Source organism: Rhizobium sp. AC27/96 (assembly GCF_001692325.1).
Lineage (GTDB): Bacteria > Pseudomonadota > Alphaproteobacteria > Rhizobiales > Rhizobiaceae > Rhizobium.
This window is the reverse complement of sequence record NZ_LXKN01000001.1, coordinates 1,002,551-1,028,798: the sequence shown is the minus strand read 5'-3', so window position 1 is coordinate 1,028,798 and position 26,248 is coordinate 1,002,551. Positions and strand designations below refer to the sequence as shown.

At 60.9% G+C, this 26,248-nt stretch carries 28 protein-coding genes and 1 tRNA gene; 17 read left to right on the top strand and 12 right to left on the bottom strand.

Translation table 11 applies throughout. From position 1 onward, the window contains the following. The first annotated feature begins 28 nt into the window (after positions 1 to 28). From A6U86_RS05115 to A6U86_RS05105, 3 genes are all read left to right on the top strand, one after another. Complete coding sequence (locus A6U86_RS05115) at positions 29 to 1,078, top strand: HoxN/HupN/NixA family nickel/cobalt transporter (RefSeq protein WP_068386767.1); 1,050 nt, start codon at positions 29 to 31, stop codon at positions 1,076 to 1,078. 85 nt (positions 1,079 to 1,163) lie between these two features. After that, entirely contained in the window at positions 1,164 to 1,697 is a 534-nt protein-coding gene (locus A6U86_RS05110; protein ID WP_083196740.1) for a FecR domain-containing protein, read from the top strand. 12 nt (positions 1,698 to 1,709) lie between these two features. Then, positions 1,710 to 3,569 (top strand): CHASE2 domain-containing protein, encoded by a 1,860-nt coding sequence (locus A6U86_RS05105; RefSeq protein WP_068386764.1) that lies wholly within the window; start codon positions 1,710 to 1,712, stop codon positions 3,567 to 3,569. A gap of 27 nt (positions 3,570 to 3,596) precedes the next feature. Here the strand turns inward: A6U86_RS05105 and A6U86_RS05100 are convergent, their stop codons facing one another. Beyond that, positions 3,597 to 4,196 carry a LysE family translocator gene (locus A6U86_RS05100; RefSeq protein ID WP_068387924.1) on the bottom strand — a complete coding sequence of 200 codons (600 nt, stop codon included), beginning with the start codon at positions 4,194 to 4,196 and terminating at the stop codon, positions 3,597 to 3,599. A 98-nt stretch (positions 4,197 to 4,294) separates the two neighbouring features. On the opposite strand from A6U86_RS05100, the gene A6U86_RS05095 reads away from it, so the two are divergent. Further along, positions 4,295 to 5,170: a LysR family transcriptional regulator gene (locus tag A6U86_RS05095; RefSeq protein ID WP_198929028.1), complete on the top strand. Its 876-nt coding sequence runs from the start codon at positions 4,295 to 4,297 to the stop codon at positions 5,168 to 5,170. 23 nt (positions 5,171 to 5,193) lie between these two features. Here the strand turns inward: A6U86_RS05095 and A6U86_RS05090 are convergent, their stop codons facing one another. Beyond that, complete coding sequence (locus A6U86_RS05090; protein ID WP_068386758.1) at positions 5,194 to 6,282, bottom strand: citrate synthase/methylcitrate synthase; 1,089 nt, start codon at positions 6,280 to 6,282, stop codon at positions 5,194 to 5,196. A gap of 84 nt (positions 6,283 to 6,366) precedes the next feature. Between A6U86_RS05090 and A6U86_RS05085 the strand changes: the two genes are divergently transcribed. Continuing rightward, positions 6,367 to 7,500: a citrate synthase gene (locus tag A6U86_RS05085; protein ID WP_068386755.1), complete on the top strand. Its 1,134-nt coding sequence runs from the start codon at positions 6,367 to 6,369 to the stop codon at positions 7,498 to 7,500. Between the two features lie 30 nt (positions 7,501 to 7,530). On the opposite strand, the gene A6U86_RS05080 is transcribed toward A6U86_RS05085, so the two are convergent. Beyond that, complete coding sequence (locus A6U86_RS05080) at positions 7,531 to 7,902, bottom strand: VOC family protein (protein WP_068386751.1); 372 nt, start codon at positions 7,900 to 7,902, stop codon at positions 7,531 to 7,533. Positions 7,903 to 7,933: 31 nt separating this feature from the next. Then, positions 7,934 to 8,929, bottom strand: coding sequence for a dicarboxylate transporter/tellurite-resistance protein TehA (tehA, locus tag A6U86_RS05075; protein WP_068386748.1), 996 nt, complete (start codon positions 8,927 to 8,929; stop codon positions 7,934 to 7,936). Positions 8,930 to 9,025: 96 nt separating this feature from the next. On the opposite strand from tehA, the gene A6U86_RS35115 reads away from it, so the two are divergent. Both A6U86_RS35115 and gnd read left to right on the top strand, forming a co-directional pair. Further along, on the top strand, positions 9,026 to 9,277 hold the full coding sequence (locus A6U86_RS35115) for a hypothetical protein (protein ID WP_141683625.1): 252 nt from the start codon (positions 9,026 to 9,028) through the stop codon (positions 9,275 to 9,277). 22 nt (positions 9,278 to 9,299) lie between these two features. Continuing rightward, entirely contained in the window at positions 9,300 to 10,325 is a 1,026-nt protein-coding gene (gene gnd / locus A6U86_RS05070) for a phosphogluconate dehydrogenase (NAD(+)-dependent, decarboxylating) (RefSeq protein WP_068386745.1), read from the top strand. A gap of 65 nt (positions 10,326 to 10,390) precedes the next feature. On the opposite strand, the gene glp is transcribed toward gnd, so the two are convergent. From glp to A6U86_RS05045, 5 genes are read right to left on the bottom strand one after another with little or no spacing between them, the layout of a single operon-like run. Beyond that, positions 10,391 to 11,617 carry a gephyrin-like molybdotransferase Glp gene (gene glp / locus A6U86_RS05065; protein ID WP_068386742.1) on the bottom strand — a complete coding sequence of 409 codons (1,227 nt, stop codon included), beginning with the start codon at positions 11,615 to 11,617 and terminating at the stop codon, positions 10,391 to 10,393. Between the two features lie 3 nt (positions 11,618 to 11,620). Next, the gene (moaC, locus tag A6U86_RS05060) at positions 11,621 to 12,115 is read right to left on the bottom strand and encodes a cyclic pyranopterin monophosphate synthase MoaC (RefSeq protein WP_068386739.1); all 495 of its coding nucleotides are present in this window, start codon (positions 12,113 to 12,115) and stop codon (positions 11,621 to 11,623) included. A gap of 1 nt (position 12,116) precedes the next feature. Beyond that, positions 12,117 to 12,932, bottom strand: a complete 816-nt coding sequence (gene trpC / locus A6U86_RS05055) for an indole-3-glycerol phosphate synthase TrpC (protein WP_068386736.1) — start codon at positions 12,930 to 12,932, stop codon at positions 12,117 to 12,119. Positions 12,933 to 12,944: 12 nt separating this feature from the next. Beyond that, positions 12,945 to 13,961 (bottom strand): anthranilate phosphoribosyltransferase, encoded by a 1,017-nt coding sequence (trpD, locus tag A6U86_RS05050; protein ID WP_068386733.1) that lies wholly within the window; start codon positions 13,959 to 13,961, stop codon positions 12,945 to 12,947. A 28-nt stretch (positions 13,962 to 13,989) separates the two neighbouring features. Further along, positions 13,990 to 15,882 (bottom strand): peptidylprolyl isomerase, encoded by a 1,893-nt coding sequence (locus A6U86_RS05045; RefSeq protein WP_068386730.1) that lies wholly within the window; start codon positions 15,880 to 15,882, stop codon positions 13,990 to 13,992. A 181-nt stretch (positions 15,883 to 16,063) separates the two neighbouring features. On the opposite strand from A6U86_RS05045, the gene A6U86_RS05040 reads away from it, so the two are divergent. From A6U86_RS05040 to A6U86_RS05025, 4 genes are all read left to right on the top strand, one after another. After that, complete coding sequence (locus A6U86_RS05040; protein WP_068386726.1) at positions 16,064 to 16,345, top strand: hypothetical protein; 282 nt, start codon at positions 16,064 to 16,066, stop codon at positions 16,343 to 16,345. Between the two features lie 317 nt (positions 16,346 to 16,662). Continuing rightward, positions 16,663 to 17,127 carry a MarR family winged helix-turn-helix transcriptional regulator gene (locus A6U86_RS05035; RefSeq protein WP_068386723.1) on the top strand — a complete coding sequence of 155 codons (465 nt, stop codon included), beginning with the start codon at positions 16,663 to 16,665 and terminating at the stop codon, positions 17,125 to 17,127. Then, positions 17,120 to 18,349: an HlyD family secretion protein gene (locus tag A6U86_RS05030; RefSeq protein WP_068386719.1), complete on the top strand. Its 1,230-nt coding sequence runs from the start codon at positions 17,120 to 17,122 to the stop codon at positions 18,347 to 18,349. Before A6U86_RS05035 ends, A6U86_RS05030 begins: the two co-directional genes overlap by 8 nt. Next, complete coding sequence (locus A6U86_RS05025; RefSeq protein ID WP_068386714.1) at positions 18,342 to 19,886, top strand: DHA2 family efflux MFS transporter permease subunit; 1,545 nt, start codon at positions 18,342 to 18,344, stop codon at positions 19,884 to 19,886. The genes A6U86_RS05030 and A6U86_RS05025 overlap by 8 nt, the downstream gene beginning before the upstream one ends. Before the next feature lie 74 nt (positions 19,887 to 19,960). Here A6U86_RS05025 and A6U86_RS05020 read toward each other — a convergent pair whose 3' ends face one another. Further along, a complete protein-coding gene (locus A6U86_RS05020) occupies positions 19,961 to 20,557 on the bottom strand; it encodes a DNA-3-methyladenine glycosylase (protein ID WP_068386711.1) in 597 nt (198 codons plus the stop codon). A 153-nt stretch (positions 20,558 to 20,710) separates the two neighbouring features. On the opposite strand from A6U86_RS05020, the gene A6U86_RS05015 reads away from it, so the two are divergent. Continuing rightward, positions 20,711 to 20,800, top strand: a tRNA-Ser gene (locus A6U86_RS05015). A gap of 95 nt (positions 20,801 to 20,895) precedes the next feature. Here the strand turns inward: A6U86_RS05015 and A6U86_RS05010 are convergent. Further along, a complete protein-coding gene (locus A6U86_RS05010; protein ID WP_068386708.1) occupies positions 20,896 to 21,492 on the bottom strand; it encodes a MarR family transcriptional regulator in 597 nt (198 codons plus the stop codon). A gap of 261 nt (positions 21,493 to 21,753) precedes the next feature. Then, entirely contained in the window at positions 21,754 to 22,644 is an 891-nt protein-coding gene (locus A6U86_RS05005) for a LysR family transcriptional regulator (RefSeq protein ID WP_068386705.1), read from the bottom strand. A gap of 120 nt (positions 22,645 to 22,764) precedes the next feature. Here A6U86_RS05005 and A6U86_RS05000 point away from each other — a divergent pair, with 120 nt between their 5' ends. The 5 genes from A6U86_RS05000 to A6U86_RS04980 all read left to right on the top strand — a co-directional run bounded on the left by A6U86_RS05000 (position 22,765) and on the right by A6U86_RS04980 (position 25,972). Then, positions 22,765 to 23,490, top strand: coding sequence for an SDR family oxidoreductase (locus tag A6U86_RS05000; RefSeq protein WP_068387921.1), 726 nt, complete (start codon positions 22,765 to 22,767; stop codon positions 23,488 to 23,490). 77 nt (positions 23,491 to 23,567) lie between these two features. Then, positions 23,568 to 23,840, top strand: coding sequence for an Atu4866 domain-containing protein (locus A6U86_RS04995; RefSeq protein ID WP_083196739.1), 273 nt, complete (start codon positions 23,568 to 23,570; stop codon positions 23,838 to 23,840). A gap of 111 nt (positions 23,841 to 23,951) precedes the next feature. Then, the gene (locus A6U86_RS04990; RefSeq protein WP_068386700.1) at positions 23,952 to 24,578 is read left to right on the top strand and encodes a flavodoxin family protein; all 627 of its coding nucleotides are present in this window, start codon (positions 23,952 to 23,954) and stop codon (positions 24,576 to 24,578) included. After that, entirely contained in the window at positions 24,575 to 25,447 is an 873-nt protein-coding gene (locus A6U86_RS04985) for a sigma-70 family RNA polymerase sigma factor (RefSeq protein WP_068386697.1), read from the top strand. Before A6U86_RS04990 ends, A6U86_RS04985 begins: the two co-directional genes overlap by 4 nt. 21 nt (positions 25,448 to 25,468) lie before the next feature. Then, complete coding sequence (locus tag A6U86_RS04980) at positions 25,469 to 25,972, top strand: GNAT family N-acetyltransferase (RefSeq protein WP_068386694.1); 504 nt, start codon at positions 25,469 to 25,471, stop codon at positions 25,970 to 25,972. The last annotated feature ends 276 nt before the right edge of the window (positions 25,973 to 26,248 follow it).

Below are 26,248 nucleotides of genomic sequence, written 5' to 3'. Positions count from 1 at the left end.
TGCGAGTAAGCATAACGGGAACAAAAGTATGATCCTCAATCCATTTGACGATGGCGTCGAGCGGCCGAAAGCCAAGATCGCCTTCACTTTTGCACTTTTGATTATTTTCAACATTGTTGCCTGGATCTGGGCCTGGGTCGCATTCTCGGACAGGCCATCGCTGCTCGGCATTGCATTTCTTGCCTATATGTTCGGCCTTCGTCACGCCTTCGACGCCGACCATATCGCCGCCATCGACAATGTCGTGCGCAAGCTCATCCAGGAAAAGAAGCAGCCCTATGCCGTCGGCTTCTTCTTCTCACTCGGTCACTCCTCGATCGTCGTCATCGCCTCGATCCTGATTGCCGCGACGGCCGCCGCGATGCAGAGCCAACTCGATTCGTTTCACGATGTCGGCGGTGTCATCGGCACCACCGTGTCGGCGGCCTTCCTGCTCCTGATCGGTATTGCCAATCTCTTCGTGCTCAAGGGCGTCTGGTCGGCGTTCAGGCGGGCGCGGAGAAGCGAGAGGATCGCGGAAGAAGATCTGGATACGCTGCTTGCCGGCGGGGGCTTCCTGGCGCGCATCTTCCGGCCGATGTTCAAGGTCGTGACCCGCTCATGGCACATGTATCCGATCGGCTTCCTCTTTGGTCTCGGTTTCGACACCGCAACCGAGATCGGGCTTCTCGGCATTTCCGCCGCGCAGGCCGCGCAGGGCATGTCCTTCTGGACGATCCTGATTTTCCCGGCGCTCTTCACCGCCGGCATGTCGCTGATGGATACGCTCGACAGCACGCTGATGACCGGCGCCTATGGCTGGGCCTTCGTCAAGCCGATCCGCAAGCTCTGGTACAATCTGACAATCACCGCCGCTTCCGTCGTCGTCGCCATCTTCATCGGCGGCATAGAGGCGCTCGGGCTTATTTCGGACAAGCTCGGTCTCGAAGGCGGATTCTGGCGCTTCATCGGCGAACTCAACGACAATCTCGCCAATTTCGGCTTCGCTGTCGTCGGTATTTTCCTGTTGAGCTGGTTGATTTCGACGGTGCTTTACAAGGCGCGAGGCTACGACAACTTGCAGATCAATCATCCCTGACGCATCATCACCACCAAGTATCTGGAATGCCGTGACTGGACATCGTCGTCTTCGGCCCCAGTTATAGGTGATGAGGGCCAAAATGATGATTCAAATGAGTAATTTTCTCAGCGCGGCGCTGGCAACGGGCCTTCTATGCCTCGTCGGGGCCGGCACGGCTTCTGCCGAATCCGCCGGGAACTGCTCGCTTCAACCGACTGTCAGCACCGAACGCCAGACGTTGAATTGCCAGCCGGGGCTCAGCATTACCATCGAGCGCGGCGCACATTACCGGCTTGCGGACCGCAATCATGATGGGCAGGTGGATGCGCTGGTGCTCAGCGGCAAGGCAGCCTTGGTCGATGTCGACAGCAGTCGCGTCAAAGGCGGGTTCGAGGTGGTAACGCCGCAGGCAATCGCCGCCGTTCGTGGCACGCGGTGGGCGGTCGATGTGAAGGCGGGCAAGACATCCGTGCTCGTCTTGCGCGGCCGTGTCGCCGTCAACAAGGTATCAACGGGGCAGGGCGTCACACTCGGCCAGGGACAGGGCATCGATGCCGACAAGGGCCGCTCGCCGTTGCGTGTCATACCCTGGGCACAGCAGCGCATCAGCGCATTGATGACCCGTCTCGGCCAGTGAGATCCTGAGCCGATGCGCAGACCGCCGCTGCAGACGCTGATCGCGCTTGTCCTGACTGCTGTCTGGGGCCTTGGCCTCGGCATTATGAACCTGCATGGCGATATCCCGTTTGTCGACGGCGCCGAGGCGACCCTGACGAATCTGAGAGATACGATCGGCGGCAGCCGCCAGCCTCCCGATATCGTCACCATCGTTGCCATTGACGATGAGACGTCGCGTGTGGCCGGACATTATCCGCTTCCCCGCGCCACGCTTGCCAAGGTGGTCGACGCCATCGCGGCACTGGGACCAAAGGCTATCGCGCTCGACATGCTCCTGATCGATCCCGGTGACGAGGCCGGCGATGCGGCGCTGGAGCAATCGCTGAAGCGGACGAATGCCGTGCTGGCCGCCGCCGGCATTTTTCCCGAAAGCCGCCAGCGCGTTGCCGATGACAGCAAGGAGCCTCTCGCCCGCGTACCGAGCGCGCTGCAATTCCTGGAGCCACAGGAGAGATTCGCGGGTGCCGCAAGCACCGGTGTCGTCAACGTACAGACCGACAAGACGGGGACGCCGCGATTCGTGCCGATGCTGTTTCGCAGCGGCGAACGCATCGAGCCGTCGTTTTCAATGCGTGTGGTTTCGGCGGCCACCGGCGAACAGCCGGTCGTCATCTCGGACCGCATCAAGATCGGTGGCCACTCCGTCTATACCGACACCGGCTATCTGATGCCGCTTTCGTTCTATGGGCCGCGCGGCACGATCCGCACCCTCAGCGCCAGTGCTGCGCTTAGCGGTCAACTGCCGGAGGCGGCAATCAGGGATCATATCGTCGTCATCGGTGCGACAGTGACCGGCGGCGGCGATGTCTTTCCGACGCCTTTCGATCCGGTATTGCCTGGTGTCGAAGTCATATCCACCTCGATCACACATCTGATCGCAAGAGACGGGCTCATCCGGGACCACGGCATCCGCTATATCGATCTCTATTTCGCTGTGGGCATGCCCCTCATCATCGTCGGCCTGCTTGCCTGGCGGCGCAACACCATCGGCTTGATCATGGCGCTTTGCGCCATCCTCGCCTGGCTGGGGATCAATATCAGTGCTTTTAAACACGGCTTCTGGCTAAGCGCTGCCCTGCCGATCGCGGCGACTGTACCTCCAGCACTGCTCTTCGGTGCGGCCCAGATCTGGCTCGGCCGCAGGCAGGCCGGGCGCCTCGCGGCGCAGAGCGAGCGGCTGCAGCGCATCCAGGCACCGGGCCTGGCCGAACATCTGGCCCGCGACCCCGCCTTCCTTGCAGAGCCTGTGCACCAGGAAGCAGCCGTGGTCTTCATCGACATCAATGGCTTTACCGGTCTCAGCGAGACGATCGGCCCGACGGCCGTGCGTGAGCTGCTGAACGGCTTCTATCATCTGGTCGACGAGGAGGTGACGGCCAGTGGCGGTGCCATTACCAGCTTCATGGGTGACGGCGCCATGATCCTCTTTGGCCTGCCGCAACCAAAGCGAACCGATCCGGCCAATGCGGCGCGCTGCTGCATTCATCTCGCCGGTCGGATGAGAAGCTGGCTCGCAACGCTACCCGAAGAGACGGCTTCCCGCATCGGCTTCAAGATCGGCGCGCATTTCGGCACCATCGTCGCCTCCAGGCTCGGCGATGGCGGGAGGCAGCAGATCACCGCGACGGGCGACACCGTCAATGTGGCAAGCCGCCTGATGGAAGTGGCTGCCAGCAACGGCGCGGAGATCGCCATCAGCGACGACCTCCTGCTTTCCGCCGGTAGCGATAGTGCTCCCTACATCGAAGGCAGGCTCGACGGCCCGATCGACACAAGTTTGCGCGGCCGCGCCGGATCGCTGACCGTGTGGCTCTGGCACAGCCGTGTGTGATTGCAAACGATCTCGCCATTTCTGGCTTCAGCCGCGCCACATCGGGATGATGGATATCACCAGCAGGCAAGCGAGCGAGACATTGAGGACGCGCCATTGCCACGGCGCATTTAGCAGGCGGGCGAGCAACTGCCCCAGAGCACACCATAGTGCCAGAGAGATGGCCGCCATCAGACAGAAGGTGGAGGCTAGCAGCATCGCGAGCATCAGCGGGCCGTTTGCCAGCATGGCAAAGGAGGCGGCGGCACCCATCGTCATCGCCCAGCCCTTGGGATTGTGCCACAGCATCCAGACGCCGGCGGCAAAGCCTGTCGGCTTCGCCATCTGATCGGCGTTATGCGGTTGACCGCTCTTGCCGATCCGTACCGCCAGCCACAGCAGATAGAGCGAGCCGAGCGTCTTCATGGCGATCTGCAATATCGGGAAAGCCAACAAGACACCGCCAAGTCCGGCGGCGGCCGCACCGGCCATGGAGCCGAGGCCGAAGGCGAAACCTGCCATGACGGGGATCGACCGACAAAAACCGAAATGGGCGCCGGAAGCGGTCGCAAGCGTTGTCGCGCCGCCCGGTGTTATGGTTGAGACGAGTGCAAACAGAATCAGCGGCAACAGGGATTCAATGGTCATTTCGGCCTTTCTCCAATTCCGGAGAAGGGATAGGCGCGCAACACCCATCAAGAAATCGAATATTGAAGGACATGAGCATTAGCATTTATAATGCTTGGATGGCCCGAAACTTCGATATCGCACTGATCAGAACCTTCACCGCCGTTGCCGATCAGGGCAGCATGACCGTTGCAGCCAATATGCTGCACATGACGCAAGGTGCCGTCAGCCAACAGGTCAAGAGGCTGGAGGAGATGCTGGGATCCACTTTGTTTGAGCGCGACAAGCGCGGCTTGCGGTTGACGGACGCCGGCGAGCGGCTGCGCGGTAATGCCCGCCGATTGCTGATGCTCAACGACGACATCTGGGCCGACATGACCGAGCGGACGGTTCAGGGAAGTGTGCGGCTCGGCGTTCCCTATGATCTTGTGGGTGCAACACTGGCGCCGGTGCTGAAATCCTATGCCGACCGCTACCCGCAGGTGGAGATTTCTCTGGTTTGCGCCTCATCGCCGGAGCTGCTGGAGGAATTGGAGAAGGGCGCTATCGATCTCTGCGTGGTCGAAGAACCGTTCGGTTCGTCTCAAGGCGAGTGTCTGGTTGTCGAGCGACTGGTCTGGGTCGGGGCGAAAGGCGGAAACGCCTATCGCAAGATGCCGCTACCGATCTCGATGGTGGCCGATACCTGCGCTTTCCGGTCGTCCGTATTTGCTGCACTGAGTAGTGGTGGTCGGCGCTGGCGCACCGTGTTCGAGAACGGCAATATCGAAGCCACCACCGCGACCGTGCGCACCGATCTGGCGGTTACCGCCTGGCTGGCTTCCACTGTTCCTGCCGATCTCGACATTCTCTCAATCGAGGAAGGCCTGCCGGAGCTGCCGGTTTTCGCGATCAATCTGCATTTGCCCAAGGGGAATGCCATGCCGCCGGCACAGGAGCTCGCCCGCCACATCCGCGAAGGATTGGTGCGGCCGCGTCAATCCGCGGCCGCGTGAGCATCGATCAGCCTTAGTACGGCTTATGCTGCCTTTGGCAGCGGACCGACATAGCGCGACTGCGGACGGATGAGGCGCCCGTCGAGCGTCTGTTCACGCGCATGGGCAATCCAGCCGACCGTACGGCCGATCGCAAAGACGCCGGTGAAGGAGTTTCGCGGAAAGCCGAGGGCGTCGAGCAGCAGGGCCGTGTAGTATTCAACATTGACGTCGAGTGGGCGATCAGGCTTGCGCTCCTTGAGCAGGGCGAGTGCTGCAGCTTCAATCGCCTCCGCCAACGCGATACGGCCGGCATCCGCCTGGCCGCTGGCAAAAATCGGCTTCAGCGCGGTTTTCAACGCATCGGCACGCGGGTCGCGGACACGATAGATGCGATGGCCGAACCCCATCAATCGCTCGCCATGATCGAGCGCATTCGACAGCCATTCACGCGCGTTCTCCGGCTTGCCGACGCCATCGAGCATATCGAGGACGGGGCCGGGTGCGCCACCATGCAACGGACCCTTCAGGGCGCTGATCGCCGCCAGCACGGAAGAGGTCAGGCCGGCATGAGTGGAAGCGATGACGCGTGACGCGAATGTCGAAGCATTCAAACCATGATCGGAAATCGTCACGAGATAGGCGTCGAGCCCCGCTGTCTGCTCTGCTGTCGGTACACGACCACTCAGCATGCGCAGGATATCGGCCGACTGGGATAATGAGGCATCCGGTTTGATCGGCGTGTCACCCTTCTGCAGCCGCAACACGGCCGGCAGGAAAACGGCCGGCGCCGCCATCAGATTGATGGCACTGGCGAAATCCTCGCCGTCCGTGATTCGTGCCAGCAAAGCGCGCATCGCGTCCACCGGCGGCAGAGCGAGCAGCGCTGCATCGGCGGCCGCTACGTGTGCAAACAGCGAAACACGAGCTGCGCCAAGCTGCTTCCGGATGGAGGCTGCATCGATATGTTCGTCGAACAGGCCATCGAACAGCAGCGCCGCCACATCCTCGAACCGGCTGGTCGCCACAAGATCATCGAGCGACACGCCGCGTATGATCAGGCGACCGGCGGCGCCATCGACGTCGGATAGCTTGGTTTCTGCGGCAATGACATCTTCAAGACCACTTTTCATTACGGTTCTCCTTTGACTATCCGATTAGATCGGGTCTATTTTCATTGACGTCAATCTTGATGCAATTGATCAATATGAGGACTTATGAGCTGGCTGACGGCGGAGCAGGCGTTGACCCTGCTGGGGACGAAATCGCAGACGCTGTACGCCAATGTCAGCCGTGGCCGCATTCGCGCCAAGCCCGATCCGGCGGATACTCGGCGCAGCCTCTATTTCACCGATGACGTGAAGCGGCTGGCAACTCGCCATGCCGGCCGGCGCAAGACGGAGGCGGTGGCCGCCGAGGCGATTCAATGGGGAGACCCGGTGCTGCCTTCGGCCTTGTCGACGGTTTTCAACGGGGGGCTTTTCTATCGCGGTCAGAATGCAGCCAAGCTTGCCGAGAGAGCGAGCCTCGAAGATGTCGCGATATTGCTTTGGGACATGAAACGACCGCTGCGACTGGAGGAAGGGGAGATGCGGCGAAAGCTTCCTTCCTTGAATGCAGCATTTTCGGCGCTTGCCGAGCGTACGACCACCGATCTGCCCTCGCTGGGGCGCTCGCTTCCAGCGCTGCAGGGTGAGGCGGAAAGCGTGCTCGCAACCGTGGCCGATGCGCTGGCGCCAGGATCTGCCGACAAACCACTGCATCAGCGTCTCGCCGTGGCCTGGGATCGCCCGGATGCCGGTGACCTGATACGGCGCTGTCTGGTGCTGCTCGCGGACCACGAGCTGAACGCCTCGACATTCACCGCACGAATCACGGCTTCCGCCGGCGCGACCTTATCCGCCGCAGCCTTGTCCGGTCTTTCCACGCTGACCGGCCCGCTGCATGGCGGCGCGTGGCAAAGCGTGCGTTCCTTGATTGCCCGCGCCGCCACGATTGGCGCGGAGGAGGCGGTCCGCAGCTATCTCGCGGAAGGAAGGCCTTTACCTGCCTTCGGCCACCAGCTCTATCCTGATGTCGATATTCGTGCCGAGGCATTGCTGCGTTGCTTGACGCTGCCTCCACTGTTCGCAGAGGTTCGCGATGTCGGCGAACAGCTTGTCGGCGAACGCGTCAATGTTGATTTTGCGGTGACCGCGATGACGCATGCCTTTCACCTGCCTGAGGATGCGCCCTTGATCATCTTCGCGCTGGCGCGGACGGTAGGCTGGCTGGCTCATGCCATGGAACAAGCGACCAGCGGCCGCCTCATCCGGCCGCGAGCGCGCTATGTCGGGCCGCCGCTGCAGTGATCTTGCCCGCGCGAAAATCCAAGCGTGCGGCTAGCTCACCGGGAGGTGACATACCGCCTCGATATTGTGGCCATCGGGATCGAGGATGAAGGCGCCATAATAGTCGGGGTGGTAATGCGGACGAAGACCGGGCGGCCCGTTGTCAATGCCGCCAACGGCAAGTGCTGCTTGGTGGAACCGATCAACCGCCTCCCGGTTTTTCGCGGTGAAGGCGATATGCGTACCTGTCTGCGCGTCAGCGCGCTGGCCGATCCAGAAGAATGCCTTTGGCCTGATGCCGTAACCCGCGAAGGTTTCGCCTTCCGCATAAAGGCGTTCAATGCCGAGAATATGCAGAACCGCATCGTAAAAGATCCTCGATTTCTCGATATCCCGAACACCGATTGTCACGTGATCCAGCATGTTGTCCTTCGATACGTTGTGTCGGTTTCGTTTAACGCCGGCCGACGGCGCTGATATCCGTGAACTCGGCCCAGCCGATAACCAGCTTGCGATTGGCGATCAGCCATATGGTTGCCGCGGCGACCAGAATGACGACGATATTGGCTGCGATAAAGAGGACGGGCGCCAGTTTCACCATGGGACCGATATCGCCGCGCTCGATCAGCCGCATCGGAGCCGTCGCCAGTGCCGTGGCACCGAAGGTGAAGGCCCAATAGCCCGGGCTGAAGGAATCTTTCATGAGCCACGGCAGAAGGCGAAGCAGGATCAGCGCCTGCAGCAGGCCGTAACCGATCATGGCGTGCACGAGCGTATCGGCCGGCCCTTGCATCACGCTCATATAGGCGAGGGCACCGACGGTTGGCGGCGCCAATTGAATGCCGAGCGTCGGCCGCAGCGGCGGAGGAAGCGCCGGTCCCGTCAACAGACGGTGCAACAGAGCCGATTCGATCGCGAGCCAGCTGAAGAAGCCTGCGCCAAAGAAAAGTTGCGCCCAATCGGGGAATCCGAGAGCCGCGCTGACGATGGCGGTAACGAAGAATCCTGCACCACTCGGCAGGTAAAGCACGGCGGTCGTTGCTGCAATATCGCGTTCGCCATGCCAGAGGCCGCCTGTGCGCCAAACTGAAAACGCAAGCGTGAAGGCGGCGCCGACGAGAAAAATGGTTTCTGCGCCAATGCGTGAATAGGGCAATAGGCCACCGGCCGTGAGCATTGTCGTCACCCCAAGGAGACCGATAAAGCAGCACTGAACAGGATGCGCCACTTCCTTGAGGGCTTCCTCACGGGCCACGATCCACTTCAGCGAGAAAAGCACGATCAGCAGCAGCCAGACCACGAAACTGACGAAGGTCAGTATCTCGCCGACCATAGACGGCAATTGCCATATGCGCGCTGCGACGCGCCAGGCGTTTGCAAGCCCGGAAAGTCCCAAAACGATGCCAAAAAATGAGGCCGGAATGAGCGGCAGTTTCAGCGACGCAGACATATGACTCCTATGACGCTTGACGTTCAGCGCATTAGATAGAGAACGATGCAAAGAATCCCGGGATCGATAATAAGCAGCTCAACGTTACATCGAAACATGACGAGCGATGAAAACTATTTTTCAGCTGGCGGACATGGATTGCAGAACTCTGATAGCGCCGTGAAATACCGCTTTCATCGACACGGGCAAAGCACGGTCACAAAGGCAAACGGCATACTGCGGTATGCAGCATCACAGATGCGTGAACGTGACCGATTTTTTTCGCTCTCCGGTCTGCGCATGGCTCGCCCGTCATTTGTTCATTGGAAAATATTGCGAAATGTCTTTATTGAGATTCAAAACGATTAAAACCGTCCTAGGAGACTGACATATGCAAATCGGAATGATTGGCCTTGGCCGCATGGGCAACAACATGGTGCAGCGCCTGATGAAGGGCGGTCATACCGCGGTTGTTTTCGATGCACGTCCGGAAAGCATCGCAGGCCTCGAGCAGCTCGGCGCCACCGGCAGCAAGTCACTCGAGGATTTCGTGTCGAAGCTCGCCAAGCCCCGCGTGGTTTGGCTGATGCTACCGGCTGCGATTGTCGATCAGGAGCTGGCGGCGATCGTACCGCTGCTCGAGGAAGGCGACATCGTCATCGATGGCGGCAATTCCTATTACCATGACGATATCCGCCGTGCCGAAGAGCTGAAGGCCAAGGGCATTCATTATGCCGACGTTGGCACCAGCGGCGGCGTTTTCGGCCTGCAGCGCGGCTATTGCCTGATGATCGGCGGCGAGAAGGATGTCGTCGAACATCTCTCGCCGATTTTCGCAACGCTGGCGCCAGGTGTCGGTGACGTTGCCGCTTCGCCGATGCGCTCCGAAGAAGCCGCCAAGAAGAGCACCGCCGAACAGGGCTATCTGCATTGCGGCCCGTCGGGTGCCGGCCACTTCGTCAAGATGGTTCACAACGGCATCGAATACGGCCTGATGGCTGCCTATGCCGAAGGCCTGAACGTGCTGCGCCACGCCAATGTCGGCAAGCTGGATGCCGAGAAGGATGCCGAAACGGCGCCGATCGCCCATCCGCAATATTATCAGTACGATCTCGACATCGCCGAAATCAGCGAAGTCTGGCGTCGTGGCAGCGTCATCACCTCCTGGCTGCTCGACCTCACCGCCGACGCCCTGCATGGCGACGCCGCCCTCTCGCAATATGCCGGCCGCGTTTCGGACTCGGGCGAGGGCCGCTGGACGATCTCGGCCGCGATCGACGAAGGCGTGCCGACGCCGGTGCTGAGCGCCGCGCTTTACGGCCGCTTCGCCTCGCGCGGCAACGATGATTACGCCAACAAGGTTCTCTCCGCCATGCGCGCCGGCTTCGGCGGCCATCACGAGAAGCCCGTCAAGTAATCTGTTCGCAGATGTGATGAATATGAGCCGGGAGGATCAAACCTCCCGGCTTTTTGTTATCCGGCTTAGCCCAGCAGATCCGGCCGGAGAACTATGATCGGGCAGGGCGAGCCGACAGCAAGCTCCGGCGCGTGCGGCGGGCGCACGACCAGGCAATCGGCGCGCGCGAAGACCTTCATCATCGAGGAATCCTGCTTCGAGAACGACTCGGCGAGCCAGCCGCCATCAGCGGATTTAGTCAGCGTCGCGCGCATGTAATCCTGACGCTGGTCGTTCGCCGCGAAGGGTACCGCTGCCTGCGCGACGCCCTCGCGCTTTACCGGCGGCAGTGACGCAAGCTTGCGGATCAAGGGTTCCAGGAACAACACGCCGCATACAAGGCTGGAGACGGGGTTGCCGGGCAGGCCGAGAACATGGGTTTCCCCAAGGCTGCCGACCATTAGCGGCTTGCCGGGACGCATGGCGATGCGCCAGAAATCCAGCTGCATGCCGGCGGCAATCAAGGTGGCCTGCACCAGATCGTGATCGCCAACCGAAGCGCCGCCGAGCGTGACGATGATATCGGCCTTTGCCACCTGCGCGCGGCCGATGGCGGCAGTGATCTCGTCGCTATTGTCGGGGACGATGCCGAGGTCTAGCACATGAGCGCCGGCGCTGCGTGCCAGCGCAGCGATACCAAAGGTATTCGAAGCAATGATCTGCGAAGGACCAGGTACGCTGCCCGGCACCACCAGCTCATCGCCGGTTGCAAGGATGGCGACCAGCGGCCGGCGAAAAACGTCCAGCGCCGGATGGTTCATGCCGGCCGCGACCGTCAGCCGCGAAAAATCCATAACCGTACCGGCCGGCAGCACGACTTCGCCCTCGAGGAAATCCTGGCCGCGCGGACGTATGTGTTGTCCTTTGCGCAGGGCATAGGTGGTGCGAATGCGATCGCCCTCCAATCGCCCGGCATCCTCCTGCAGAAGAACCGTATCGGCGCCCGCTGGAACCGGCGCTCCCGTGAAGATGCGTACGGCCTCGCTCTTACCGACCGTGCCTTCGAAAGCATGGCCCGCGGCAGAAGCGCCGATGACCTGCAATTCGGAGCCGGGCGTTGCCGCGTCCTCGAAACGCAGGACATAGCCATCCATGGCCGAAGCATTGAAAGGTGGCTGCGTCAGGCGAGCAGCCAGATCTCTGGCCAGCACTCTGCCCTCCGCCATATCGAGCGGAACACTTTCGATCCGATGAAGCGGCGTGGCGCTGCCCAGGAGGCGCGCCTGTGCTTCAGCGACAGGTAAAAGGCTCATGTGTCAGGCCCCCGGATGGCGGAAATCCCCGGATTTGCCGCCGGATTTCTCCAATAGCGTTATGCCGCCGATTTCCATACTGCGGTCTGCGGCTTTGGCCATATCGTAGATCGTCAGGCAGGCGACGGAGACCGCCGTCAGCGCCTCCATCTCGACCCCAGTGCGACCGGTAAGCTTTGCCGTCGCTGTCACGCGCAGGCCGGGCAGGGCGGTATCTTCGACGATGTCGACCGCCACCTTCGTCAGCATGAGCGGATGGCATAGCGGGATGAGATTGGATGTCTGCTTGGCCGCCATGATGCCGGCAAGCCGCGCGGTGCCGATGACATCGCCCTTCTTGGCGTTGCCGTCGCGAATCAGCGCCAGCGTTTCCGGCTTCATTCTGACATAGCCGCCGGCCGTGGCGCTGCGCGCCGTTTCGGCCTTGTCGCCGACATCGACCATATGCGCTTCGCCTGACGCGTCGATATGGGTGAGGCCGGATTTTGCGGTGCTCATTTCACTCGGCCGCCAGAATGCCGGCTTCGCCGTTCAACAGCAGCCGTGTCGCTGCCGTTACGTCGTCTTTGCGCATCAGGCTTTCGCCGACGAGGAAGGTGGTGATAGCGACGGCTTCAAGACGCTTGCAATCGGCATGGGTGAAAACGCCGCTCTCGCCGACCAGCAGCCGTCCCTCCGGCACCATGGCCGACAAGGTTTCACTGACCGTGAGGCTGACTTCAAAGGTGCGCAGATTGCGGTTGTTGATGCCGATCAATGGCGAGGACAGCTTCAGCGCCCGCTCCATCTCTTCGGCATCGTGAACCTCGACCAGCACATCCATGCCGAGGCCAAAGGCTTCATCCTCAAGGCGTTGCGCGTCGTCGTCGGAAAGCGAGGCCATGATCAGCAGAATGCAGTCGGCACCCCAGGCGCGGGCTTCCTGCACCTGATAGGTCTCGAACATGAAATCCTTGCGCAGCGCCGGCAGGGAGCAGGCGGCGCGGGCCGATGTCAGGAACTCAGGAGCGCCCTGAAAGCTCGGTGTGTCCGTCAGTACCGAGAGACAGGCAGCGCCGCCAGCTTCATAGGCCTTTGCAAGCGCCGGCGGATCGAAATCGGGGCGAATGAGGCCCTTTGACGGGCTTGCCTTCTTGATCTCGGCGATCAGACCGAAAATGCCGGCGTTCTTCTTTGCGAGCAGCGCCTTGTGGAAGCCGCGCGGTGCGGACTGGCCGGCCTGCATCGCCTTGAGGTCGGCAAGGGAAACCTTGGCCTTGGCGGCGGCGATTTCCTCGCGCTTGTAGGCTTCGATCTTCTGAAGGATATCGGTCATGATGTCCTGAACCTATTCTTCCTCGTTGGAGACGGCGATCAGCTTTTCCAGGGCGACAGCGGTCGCACCGCTATCGAGCGACTGGGCCGCGAGCCTCATGCCATCATGGAGCGTTTCCGCCTTGCCGGCAATGACAAGCGATGCGGCTGCATTGGCCAGCGCAATGTCGCGATAGGCATTCTTCTCGCCTCTGAGCACAGCACGCAACGCCGCCGCATTGGCAACGCCATCGCCGCCCTTGAGGTCAGCAAGATCGGCATGCTGCAGGCCGAAATCCGATGGTGTCAGTTCGAAGGTGCGGATCTTGCCGTTTTCAAGCGCGGCAACCGAGGTGGTGCCGGTGGTCGTGATCTCGTCGAGACCTTCACCGTGCACGACCCAGACGCTTTCGGCGTTGAGATCCTTCAGCACTTCGGCGAGCGGAACGACCCACTGCGGCGCAAAGACGCCCAGCAGCTGACGCCGTGCGCCAGCGGGGTTCGACAACGGCCCCAGCAGATTGAAGATCGTGCGCGTGCCGAGCTCGACGCGGGAAGGGCCGACGTGGCGCATCGATGAATGATGCAATTGCGCGAACATGAAACCGATGCCGGCCTCGCGAATGCAGCGGGCGATGACATCGGGACCGATATCGAGCTTGATGCCCAATACCGATTGCGTGTCGGCGGTGCCGGCCTTGGAACTCTGTGCGCGATTGCCGTGCTTTGCCACCGGCACGCCTGCGCCGGCAACGATGAAGGCTGCCAGCGTGGAAATATTGTAGGTGCCGAAACCGTCGCCACCCGTACCGACGATGTCGATGGCATCGGCAGGCGCGTCAACCGGCAGCATCTTCGCGCGCATCGTTGTGACGGCGCCGACGATCTCGTCGACCGTCTCGCCGCGCACGCGCAGCGCCATCAGGAAGGCGCCGATCTGTGACGGCGTCGCTTCGCCGGACATCAGGATCTCGAATGCCTGGCGGGCTTCATCCCGCGTCAGCGCCTCGCGATTGGCGACCTTGGCAAGGAAAGGCTTCAATTCAGCCATTGACTATCCATCCTCCCGACGACCGGGCCTAGCGGGACATCGCCTGTTCGGCGAGGCTCTGGTTGACCGTGACGGCGTATTTGGATTGCAGCTGGTTGACCATCTGATCGAGGATATCGTCGCCTGCGGCATTGGCGATTTGGGCGACCTGCTGATCGTCATTGCTCAATGCGTCCGTCGTCGGGTTATCATTGACATCGGTAACCTTGAGCAGGATCTGCGTCGTGTCGTCAGCGCCAACGGCGTTGGCAGCCGTATCGACCGGGCCGGAGAAGGCAGCGGCGATGCCGCCACGACCCAGAACCGGATCATCGGTGGAGCGGAGCACATTGCTCTTGCTCTCGACGGCAATGCCGAGCGGTGCGGCGATATCAGCAAGCGACTTGCCCTTCTGCGCTTCCTGCTTCAGTTCGGCGGCCTTGGCGGCCAGCGCGATCTTCTGCTGTTCGGCAGTCCAATCAGCCACAGCCTTCTCGCGAACGTCGGCGAGCGCGCGGTCGTGATCGGGCGTAATGCCCAATATGTCGTACCAGACATAGCCGTCATTGCCGACGGTCAGCGGCGCGGGATTGCCACCCTGATCGGCCTTGAAGACCTCCGAAAGCAGCTGCTGGCGAACCGGCAGATCCTTGATGTCGTTGCCGCTCTGGTCGAGGCCCGTCGCATCGATCGCATCGATCGTCACGAGCTTAAGCTTGAGCTGTGCTGCAGCTTCCTGCAGCGAGGCGCCGGAGCCACGCAGATCCTCGAACTTGTCATGGACGCTGGTGATTTCGGTGGCGGCGTTGCTGAGCGCAATCTGCTTGCGGATGTCTTCCTTGACGTCGTCGAAGTTCTTCGCCGTTTCATCCTTCACGTTCGTCACGCGCAGAATGACGGGGCCGAAAGAGCCGTCGACGACAGGCGTCGTACCGCCATCCTTGGTGACGCTAAAGGCGGCATCGGCAATCGTCTTGTCAGGAACCTGATCCTTGGTGAAGTTGCCCAGCAGAACGTCTGCCGGCTTCTTGCCCTGATCGGAGACCAGCTGGTCGAAGGTCGTGCCAGTCTTCAGCGCGTCGGAGGCTGCGTTGGCAAGATCCTTGTTGGCGAAGGTCAGCTGTTCGATCGTCCGCGTTGCCGGGGTCGTGAAGCTATCCTTGCGCTTGTCGTACTGGGCACGCAGCTCCTCATCGGAAACGCTTGCCGGATCGGCCAGATCCTCGGCCTGCAGCTTCACATAGGCGAACTTGCGATATTCCGGAGCACGATACTTGGACTTCACGCCATCGAACCACTTGGACAGCACGTCGTCGGCCGGAGCCTTGACGGGGTCGATGTTGGCGTTGGTCAGCAGCAGGTAGTCGATGCTGCGGCTCTCGTCGTGATACTGCTTGACGGCATCGACCAGCACCTGTGGCGCGACAAAGCCGTTGGACACCGCTTCAACGATCTGGCTGCGGACCGCGACCTTGCTGCGCTCCTTGATGTAGTCGTCCGGCGTGATGCTGCTGTTGCGCAGAAGCAGTTCGAACTTCTGGCGGTCGAAAGCGCCGTTCGGCGCCTTGAATGCCGGATCGTCGCCAATGAGCTTGGCGAGACGATCCTGCGAAAGGCCGAGGTTCATGTCGGCAGCGAGCTGATCGAGCGAGGCGCCTGCAACGAGCTGCGCAACCGTCTGCTGCCCGATGCCGAAGGCGCGCGCCTGTTCCGGGGTGATCTGCATGCGCAATTGCTGGCTGATCGCCTGAATCTGGCGACGATAGGCGAGGCGGAATTCATTGGTATCGATATGCTGATCGCCGACGGTGACAACGGTATTGCTGTTACCGCCCGATATCAGCGAACGCTCGACGCCCCATACGCCGAAGGCTGCCGCCAGAAGAAGTAACAAACCCTTGGCAACCCAAGTCTGGGCGATTTTTCTCAGCACGTCGAACATCGGAAAGCAAACCTCGTCATCATCACGTCTTCGCCCGCAGGCGAAACAATCGACGTTCCTTAGAACAATCCGAACCGGAATTGAAGAGCCACGGGGGAAATCACCCAACTCGGCGCGAAAGTGCCGGAACCTTTGATCCGGAATGACGTTTTGATGAACAAGAAAACACTAGGAGCTCACGATGGCAGAGACGAAATCAGCTTCCAACCAGTCTTCTTCGGCGCGCGCGCAGACCGAAACGGCGATGGAGGATCTGGCCGCGCAGGTCGCTGCATTGCGGGAAGATTTGACAAGGCTGTCACAGAGTGCGGCCGCAGTCGGGCAGGGAGCAAAGTCGGTCGTCGCGGAAGAAGCCCAGGAGATCACAGAGCAGTTGCGCGAAAGGGTTCGCGAAGATCCGATCTTCATGGTCGCCGCCGCCGCAGGCATCGGCTACCTGATCGGACTTCTAAGCCGACGCTAGCTTCAACGCTGAACTCTCGAGGGTAGGAAGCAGCCCCCACGCTTCCAATCCCGTTTGTGAAACTGCCGAAAAGGCGCGGACAAATCGTCCGCGCCTTTTCAATTATGCGGTGCTCTTAGCGATGAGTCCGTCCCATTTGACGTTGTGCTTTTCGGCGTGAAATGGGCGCGCGGATCGACTGCGACATCTTTGCGACACCCCTGCGACATCTTCGACCATCGCCACTTCTTGAGCGCTCGCCCTCTTGTATCGAGTGGACGCTTACTATACGTAGCAGTAATTATAAGGTTGCTTATGAATAGCAGGCTTGCTATAAAATGAACTCGACACCCACTCTCGGCTTTCTCCTCCATGACGTTGCCCGGCTTCTTCGAAAGAGGTTCGAGCAGCGCGCAAAGGATTTGGGGCTCACGCGTTCGCAGTGGCAGACGCTGGCCTATCTCGCAAACAACGAAGGTATCCATCAGGCCGGATTGGCGGAAATCCTGGAGATCGAACCGATAACCCTGGTCCGCATCCTGGACAAGCTGAGCGAACGCGGTTTCGTGGAGCGCCGGCAACATCCCAACGATCGACGCAGCTGGCTCCTCTACATGCGCGACGAGGCTCGGCCGCTGATGGACACGATGCGCAGCATAGGCGACCAGACCCGCAGGGAGGCGCTCGACGGAGTGCCCCAGGAAGATCACGAACGCCTCTATGAATTGCTTACCCTTATGAAATCGAACCTGCTCAACGCCTGCCGCTCGAAGGCAGTCGACAAAGAGATCCAACATGGCTGACGCATCCTCTCCGCTTCGCGTACCCGCAAACGCAAACTCCTCGGAACAAATTCAAGCTCCCGTAGCCGAGGCGCCATCTTCCAACCCGGCACCACAGCCCGCAGCGACCGCCGCCGCGGCGGCTCCGGTCACGCCGCCTGAAACGCCGCGCAAGCGGCGCAGCCCGACGCGCCCGATCCTGTTTGCGCTGCTGCCGGTCGCTCTCGTTATCGGTGGCTACTATTACGTTACCGGCGGACAGATCATGTCCACGGACAATGCCTATATTCAGGCAGACATGGTCGGGGTTTCCACCGACGTTTCCGGCACGGTGATTTCGGTCGACGTCCACGAGAACGAAGTGGTAAGGAAGGGGCAGGTGCTTTTCCGCCTCAAACCCGATTCCTTCCGAATCGCGCTGGAAGGTGCGCAGGCACAGCTCGGCAACGCCAGAAACCAGATCCTGAACCTGCAGGCGAGCTACAAGCAATCCGTAGCCGAGATCGCACAGGCGCAGGCCGACATCCCTTACTACCAGACAGAGCTGGAGCGTCAGCAAAATCTGATCAACAGCTCGGTCGCTTCGAAGGCGGCCTTTGACCAGGCCAAGCAAAATCTCACCGCTGCCCAGCAGAAGGTCACGGTAGCGCAGGCGCAGGCTGCCGCGACACTCGCGCAGTTGGGTGGCGACGGTACTGCCGATCTGCCTCCGGAACAGAACCCGCTCTACCTGCAGGCCAAGGCTGCGGTCGACAATGCACAGCGCGAGCTCGACGACACTGTGGTACGGGCTCCATTCGACGGCGTCACCGCCAATGTTCCCTCACTGCAGGTCGGCGCCTATCTGACAGCCGCTCAGCAGGGCTTCTCGCTGGTCTCGACCACGCATATGTGGGTCAATGCCAGCCCGAAGGAAACCGAGCTGACCTACGTGCGAACCGGCCAGAAGGTCGACATCTCCGTCGATGCCTATCCGGGCGTAACCTGGAAGGGCACGGTCGCCAGCATCGCGCCGGCATCCGGCTCCAGCTTCTCGCTGCTGCCCGCACAGAACACGACCGGCAACTGGGTCAAGGTCGTGCAGCGCATCCCGATGATAATCAATATCGACGATACGCAGGGCAAGCCGCCGCTGCGCGTCGGAATGAGCGTCGTCGCTGGTGTCGACACCGGCCATGCCCGCGGCCTGCCCGATTTCATCAGCAATCTGCTGGGCCATTCCCGCGGTCAGGACCATGAGTAACGCTACCACCGCTTCGCCATCGGCGCCGATCGCCAATCGTGGCGCGATTACCGCCTGCGTGATCCTGTCTGTCATCATGCAGGCGTTGGACACCACCATCGCCAACGTTGCCCTGCCGCATATCCAGGGCGACGTTTCGGCCAGCGCCGACCAGATCAACTGGGTGCTGACCTCCTACATCGTCGCTGCAGCCATCATGACGCCGCCGTCCGGTTTCCTCTCGGCGAAGTTTGGCCGCAAGCGCGTGCTGCTGGTGGCGATCGCCGGGTTTGTCGCCGCCTCCGTTCTGTGCGGCCTCTCGGAATCCTTGAACCAAATCGTCGGATTCCGCCTGTTGCAAGGCCTTTTCGGCGCTGCCCTGGTGCCGCTGTCGCAGGGCATTCTTCTCGATATCTACAATGTCGAGGAGCGCGGCCGCGCCATGGCATTGTTCGGCGTCTCGGTCATGGTCGGCCCTGTGCTCGGCCCTGTGATCGGCGGCTGGCTGACGGACAATATCAGCTGGCGCTGGGTGTTTTACATCAACGTGCCGATCGGCGCGCTCGCCTTCTTCGGCATCGTTGTCTACGTGACCGAGACCAAGCTCGATGCTCTCGCCAAGCTGGATCTGTTCGGCTTCGGCATGCTGTCGACCGCCATTGCCGCGCTGCAGCTCTTTCTCGATCGCGGCGAACAGCTGGACTGGTTCTATTCGAGCGAGATCATCATCGAGGCGCTCGTTTGCGTCTGCGCCTTCTATCTTTTTATCGTGCATACGTTCACGGCCGAACGAAGTTTCGTCAATCCGAGGTTGTTTCTCGACCAGAATTTTGCCGTCAGCATGCTGTTCATCTTCATCGTCGGTGTGACCTATCTGGCTTCGCTCGCCCTGATGACACCCTATCTGCAAACGCTGATGGGCTATCCCGTGGTCACTGCCGGCATCGTCATGGGGCCACGCGGCCTCGGCACGATGTTCTGCATGTTCCTTGTGGGACGGCTGATCGGCAAGGTGGATACGCGCTTCCTGCTGTTCATCGGTCTCGCCCTGACCGCATGGGCCATGTACGACATGACCGGCTGGACGCCCGATGTTTCGCAGTGGACGCTGATTTCGGTCGGCTTCGTCCAGGGTGCCGGCCTTGGCTTCCTCTTCGTGCCGCTGACGACGATCGCGTTTGCGACGTTGCCTGCGCAGATGCGCGGCGAGGGCACCGGCCTCTACAATCTCTCGCGTAATATCGGCTCGAGCGTCGGCATTTCGGTCGTCTCGATGCTGATCACGGAGAACACGCAGGTCAACCATGCGAATATTGCCGCCTATGTCACGCCATTCAACCGTTACTTCGACGCAACGGCTGCCCAGGGTATCAGTCCGCTGACGGCTGTGGGACGCGCCACGCTTGACGGCATGATCACCACGCAGGCGACCATCATTGCCTATATAGACGATTTCAAGCTGCTGATGCTGATGTCGATCTGCGCCATACCGCTGCTGGTTCTCCTGCGCAAACCAAAGGCGCCGCCGGTCGTCGATCATAGCGTCGCCATGGAATAGCCGCGCAGTCTTTCCAGTTTCACTGCGTGGCCATATGGCCGCCGGGCACCACCCCGGCGGTCATTTTTATTCAATCAGGGGAAGCGGCGGCTGACGAAGCGGGAGCCCGCCGCGCCGAAACGCCAGAGCGGATCGACATTCTTGGTGATCCCAATGCGCTTGCCCGACACGACCGCGACTGGTTCGGCAAGGAAAAAGGCAAAAGGCGTCTCATCGAGCGACAAAGCGTTGAGACCGATATCGATGGCCAGCGCCTGCGAGAGCTTTCCCGGGCCATTGCACAGCGAGATGATATTGGCCATGCCGCGCCGCCGTATCATCTCCTCGATACCCGTTTCCGGCTCCAGCGCCCGAATGAGCACGGCGCTTCCGGTAAGGCAGACGAAGTTTATGCACCAGTGAATACCATAGGAGCGGTAGATATAGACGCGGCCCGGCGGACCGAACATGGCGGCGTTGCGCGGGGTAGGGCCGCGATAGGCGTGCGAAGCCTCGTCATCAGGCCGATAGGCCTCCGTCTCGACGATACGGCCGCCGATACCCGAAACCGTAAACCGCGCTCCGATCAGATCCGATGCGACAACAACGGCATCGCGGGCAAAGAAGGCGGCAAGGGCAGGGCCGGCCAACGGTTTTTGACCGAGAGACAAAGGTTGATCGTCAAATGTCATGGGCGAGGCAATGTCCTTCCGGATAGTCGATGCCAAATCCTTCACACAAGGCTGCCCGATCACCAAAGATGCACGGCAGCCCGGTTGACGCTTCGGCCCGAATAGCTGTAAAGCCAGCCAACCACTTTATACAAGGCGCATGCCGCCGTGACAGGAAGAGTGTCCGAGTGGTTTAAGGAACCGGTCTTGAAAACCGGCGTGCGGGAAACCGTACCGTGGGTTCGAATCCCACCTCTTCCGCCATACGCCTTCGATTGTACCTCGGCGCGGCGAGCCGCTGTAACGTGTTAACGACCAGAGCTGCAGCCAAAAGCTGGTTCGAATCTTCTCCAGAACCCTCAATCATCTTCCTCGGAACTGACACGCTTTGGCAATGATGGTAGCGCCGCCCGCCCTCTGGGCGACAGGCGATAGCCGGATGACAGGCTTTCCGTGAGGCCCAGCTCCTTTAGCTGCCGGATGCGCCGTTTGACGACGGGCTTTTCGAGACGAATGGCTGCGGCGATCTCGACCGCCGTGGTCCCATCACGCTGTCCGATCAGGCGGAGGACAGCGGCGGTCCAGGGACGGTCGCGATCAAGCCGCGCCAAGCTGGCCGTCAGGTCCGCCAAGTCTATGTCATCGAGGCAATCTTCGAGGCGCAGAGCTTCGCGCGGGTCGTCTCCCAAGCGGCTGAAGGCGATACGGTAGAGTGCTCCCTCGCCACGAGGCACCACACTTTTGAGAAGCGCATCGCGGCTCACAAAGCCGGATCGACGCGCATCATCCTCTGTGAGGTCTTCGGCCCGCACCGCCTCTACGGCTTCGATCAGCAGCACACCAATGGCCGTCCGCAGCGTGCCTCCCGCCCGCACCGTTGGCCGGCGCCAGTGTCGGAAGGCAAGCGTGACGGAACCATCCGCGATCAAGTTCAGGAGAGCGGCTTTGAACAACATCCGCGTATTTTGTCGATCTGGACGCGCTTGCTCAAGTGACATGATCGATATCGGTTCGATAAATGCTCAACCGAAACATCAAAATGCGTGATTGGAGGGATTGCCCGCGCCGACAAGCAACTACCGCACTGGTCGCGATTGACAAAAACTAAGCTTAACTTATTACTAGGGTGCTTCAGTCAGATTTGACCCCTGACCTGGCAAAGGTGGCTCAGCCGTCTCCAGCGGCTGGGCCGTTTCATTTCTGCCGGATCGCCAGCACTACCTCAAGGCACGCAGGTGGTCGACAAGGGCTCGCAATTTCGGGGCCAAGTGGCGGCGGCTGGAGTAATAGAGGTAGAAACCAGCAAAACGTGGGCAGAAGCGTTCGAGGATGGGCACGAGCTCGCCTCGATCGATAAATGGACGGAAGCTCTCCTCCATGCCGAATGTGATTCCAGCCCCGGCTATGGCAAGCTTTGTCATCAACGCCATGTCGTTGGTGGTGATCTCCGGCGCGACCGCCACGCTGAACTCCTTGCTGCCTTCGGCAAATTCCCAGCGATATGGGGCGACCTTCGGTGCCGAGCGCCAGCCGATACAGCGATGAGCGGCCAGCTCGCTCGGATGCGAAGGCGCGCCAACGCGCTGCAGATATCCTGGCGAACAGACTGCGAGCTGCCGTTCGTCGCCGGCCACGGGAACCGCGATCATGTCCTGCTCGATGACTTCGCCAAGCCTGACGCCCGCATCGTATCCTTCCGCAACGATGTCGAACTCCTCGTCCGTCACGGTGACATCGATCTGAACCTCGGGATTGGCCTCGGCAAAGCTGGCGAGGAACGGCCCGGACAGAAAGCGTTCGGCAATCGATGAGACCGCCAGCCTCAGCTGGCCGCGCGCGGGCCCACGCAAATTTCCGGTGGCTTCCACGGCGACACGCATGTCCGCAATTGCGGGTGCGACTTCGCCATAGAGGCGCTCGCCCGCCTCGGTGAGGCTCACGCTGCGGGTCGTACGCAGCACCAGTGCTATTCCCAGCGTTTCCTCCAACCGTCGGATCGTTTGGCTGACCGCTGATCGGGTAACACCCATACGGTCGGCAGCCGCACGGAAACTCCGCTCTTCGGCGACGAGTGCGAAGACGGCGAGAGCATTGAGATCCGGTTCCATTGGTTAGTAAAACTTTCCATATTGGCAATGACTTGGCGTCTTATCACAACAATGCGCTGGATCTACCTTCCTGACAACTGCTGCAGAGCGGTTTGAAGATCAACCAGGAAGGAAATGAACATGTCCCTCAATAAAGTCGTCCTCATAACCGGAGCTTCGAGCGGCATCGGCGTCGGGATTGCCCGGGAACTCGGCGCAGCGGGCGCGAAGGTGATGCTCGGCGCGCGCCGCACAGATCGTCTGGAAGCGCTGGCAAACGAAATCAGGGAAAGCGGCGGCGAAGCGATGACGCGCCGCCTTGATGTGACGGATCGCGCCGACGTCGCCGCTTTTGCCGAGGCCGCACGCCAGGGCTTTGGTCGCGTCGACGTGATCGTCAACAATGCCGGCGTCATGCCCCTGTCGCTCATGGCCTCGCTGAAGGTCGAGGAGTGGGATCAGATGGTCGATGTCAACATCAAGGGCGTGCTCTACGGCATCGCCGCCGTATTGCCTGAGATGAAGGCCCGGGGCTCCGGCCATATCATCAACATCGCCTCCATCGGCGCGCTCGCCGTCTCGCCCACGGCCGCCGTCTACTGCGCCACCAAATATGCGGTGCGGGCAATCTCCGATGGCTTGCGGCAGGAAAACGACAAGCTCCGCGTCACCTGCATCCATCCCGGTGTGGTCGAGAGCGAGCTTGCCAGCACGATCACCGATCCGGTGGCGGTGGAAGCCATGAAGACCTACCGCGCCATAGCGCTGCAGCCGGATGCGATCGGCCGGGCCGTGCGCTTCGCCATCGAGCAGCCTGACGATGTCGACGTCAACGAGATCGTCATCCGCCCCACGCGCAATCAATGAAGCAAGTTTCGCTTCTTGCCGCAGCCGGACTTTTCGCCGGCGCGGCTATCCTAACCACAGAGAAAGGTCTAGCTCAGATGAGTATCGAGCAAAACACTGTTACCCGCCCCTCAGAAAACCACCCCTATGTCGGCATGTGGATCACGGGCGATGGCCATGTCCGCCATCACCTGCTTGCGAACGGCCGTTACGACGAAGCACGCGGCAAGCGGGAGAGCGCCTATCAGGGACGCTACGAGGTTCGCGGCAATCATATCGACTATTGGGACGATACCGGCTTTACCGCCGATGGAACATTCATCGACGGCGTGCTGCATCACGGCGGCATGATCCTCTATCGGCAGAAATAGGCGCAGCCGGCCACCAAGCCGATGCCAGGAAGAAAAAAGGGCAGGGCATGTCACAGATGGCATCCCTGCCTTGTCCTATCCTTCGCAACGCCATTTTCGAAGGAGATAACAATGGTTCGCCAGCGCATCGCAATCGTCTATCACACCGGCTATGGGCACACCGGTCGCCAGGCCGAAGCCGTCAGGGCAGGGGTCGAGCAGGTCGACGGTGTCGAGGCCATGCTGTTGAGCGTGGACAAAGTGGAGCGACATTGGGAGGATCTCCATGCCGCGCAAGCGATCATCTTCGGTTCGCCAACCTACATGGGCTCCGTTTCGGCCGCGTTCAAAGCCTTCGAGGAGGCGACCTCGACCGCCGTCCTTGCCAAGGGCTTTCTCTGGAAGGACAAGATCGCCGCCGGTTTCACCACCTCGGGGTCCCGCTCCGGTGACAAGCTTTCGACCCTGATCCAGCTGGCAATCTTTGCCGCGCAGCACGGTATGCATTGGGTCGGTCTCGACCTGCCGCCGGCCAACTGCTCGTCAACGGGCTCGGAAGCGGATATGAACCGGCTTGGCTTCTGGCTCGGCGCCGGTGCCCAGGCAAATACCGATGAGGGTCCTGAGACAGCACCACCCGAATCCGATCTCGCGACTGCGCGTTATCTGGGGCGACGCGTCGCGCTGACGACGCTACAATTCGTTCGCGGCCGCCAAGTCTTGGCCGCTCCGTTGCAACACGCTCTTGTGACCTCATGACCGAGATACCTGCCGATCCGATCTTCTCAGAGCTGCGCCCGCGTCTCGTCCGGCTTGCGTACCGGATGCTCGGATCGGTCGCCGATGCCGAAGACATCGTGCAGGAAGCCTGGCTGCGCTGGCTCGCGACGGATCGTCAATCGATTCGCGAGCCGGCTGCATTCCTGCGGACCATCGTTACGAGGCTCTGCCTGAACGAGTTGAAATCCGCCCGGCGTCGACGCGAGACCTATGTCGGACCTTGGCTGCCAGAGCCGATCTTCGACCCGGAAGACGATGATGCAGCCGACGATCTCACGCTGCCGTTGATGCTGGCGTTGGAGCGCCTGTCGCCGCTGGAGCGTGCGGCCTTCCTGCTGCATGACGTGTTCGGCATGGGCTTCGAGGACGTGGCGCTGGCAATCGGCCGCGAAGAAGCCGCCTGCCGCAAGCTCGCGAGCCGGGCGAGGGCACATATCCTCGACGCCCGGCCTCGCTTCGCTGTCGGCAAGGAGCAAGGCCTCAAGCTTGCCACCGCATTCTTCACCGCGTCCAGAACCGGCGACATGGCCGCATTGCGCGCCCTGCTTTCGGAGGATGTCGTTGCCTATGCGGATGGCGGCGGTAAGGTACCGGCATCAAGGCAGCCGCTGATCGGGCTCGATGCAGTCATGCTGCGCCATGAGATGATGGCGCGCATTTTCCTCTCGCAGCCATCACGATTGATCCATTATGCCATCATCGATGGCTTGCCCGGTTTCGTTACGATGGAAGGCGGCGACGTCGTGCAGACGACCGCACTGCATGTGGAGCAGGAAAAGGTCGTTGCCATCTATTGCACGCGCAATCCGGACAAGCTGCGGCACATAACCAGTGTCATGGCCCACTGATCGTTGACGAAAGGAACACCCATGCAGCTTTTCAGCATACGTCGTCTGGAGCGCAGTGATGCGCCCGCTTTCAGGGATATCCGCCTGGAGGGGCTGGAGCGCCATCCTGAAGCTTTTGGCGCGTCCCATGAGCAGGAGCTGCAATATTCCGAGACGCAGATCGCAGATATGATCTCAAACAGCGTCGTATTCGGCGGCTTCGCGGAAGACGGCGCACTTGCCGGCGTCATTGCCGTTGCCAGATCGAAAGGCGCCAAGATGAAGCACATCGCGTCGATCTGGGGAATGTATGTTCGGCCTGATGCGCGAGGTACCGGGCTTTCGCGGCTGCTGATGGAGGCCGCGGTTAAGGAGGCGAAGACCACATGCCGCTCGATACGCCTCTGCGTCGTGTCATCGAATGGCGCAGCCATCCACCTTTACGAATCCTTCGGTTTCAAGGCGTGGGCCAGGGATACCGAGGCACTCAAGGTCGGAGATGTCTATCACGACGAAATACTGATGCGTCTCGATACAGGTGATTGATATGGTTGTTTTATTCCGGTCCGGCTGCAAGCCGCAAACAGTATGAATCCGCTCCCATCTGTCACGATCCGGGATTATTGATGATGATCCGAAGTAGGGATTGTTCGGCAATCCAGGCAACACATCGGACAAGTCGCACTTTACTGCGCATTAACCATGATCTTCAGAATTTCCCCAGTGCGCTCAATTTGCATCGCAAAATGGACAAACTCCAATCATGATTAAAGTACCGTTAGGTGATTGAGGCGTAGCAGGGTACCGGAATGAGGGATGTGC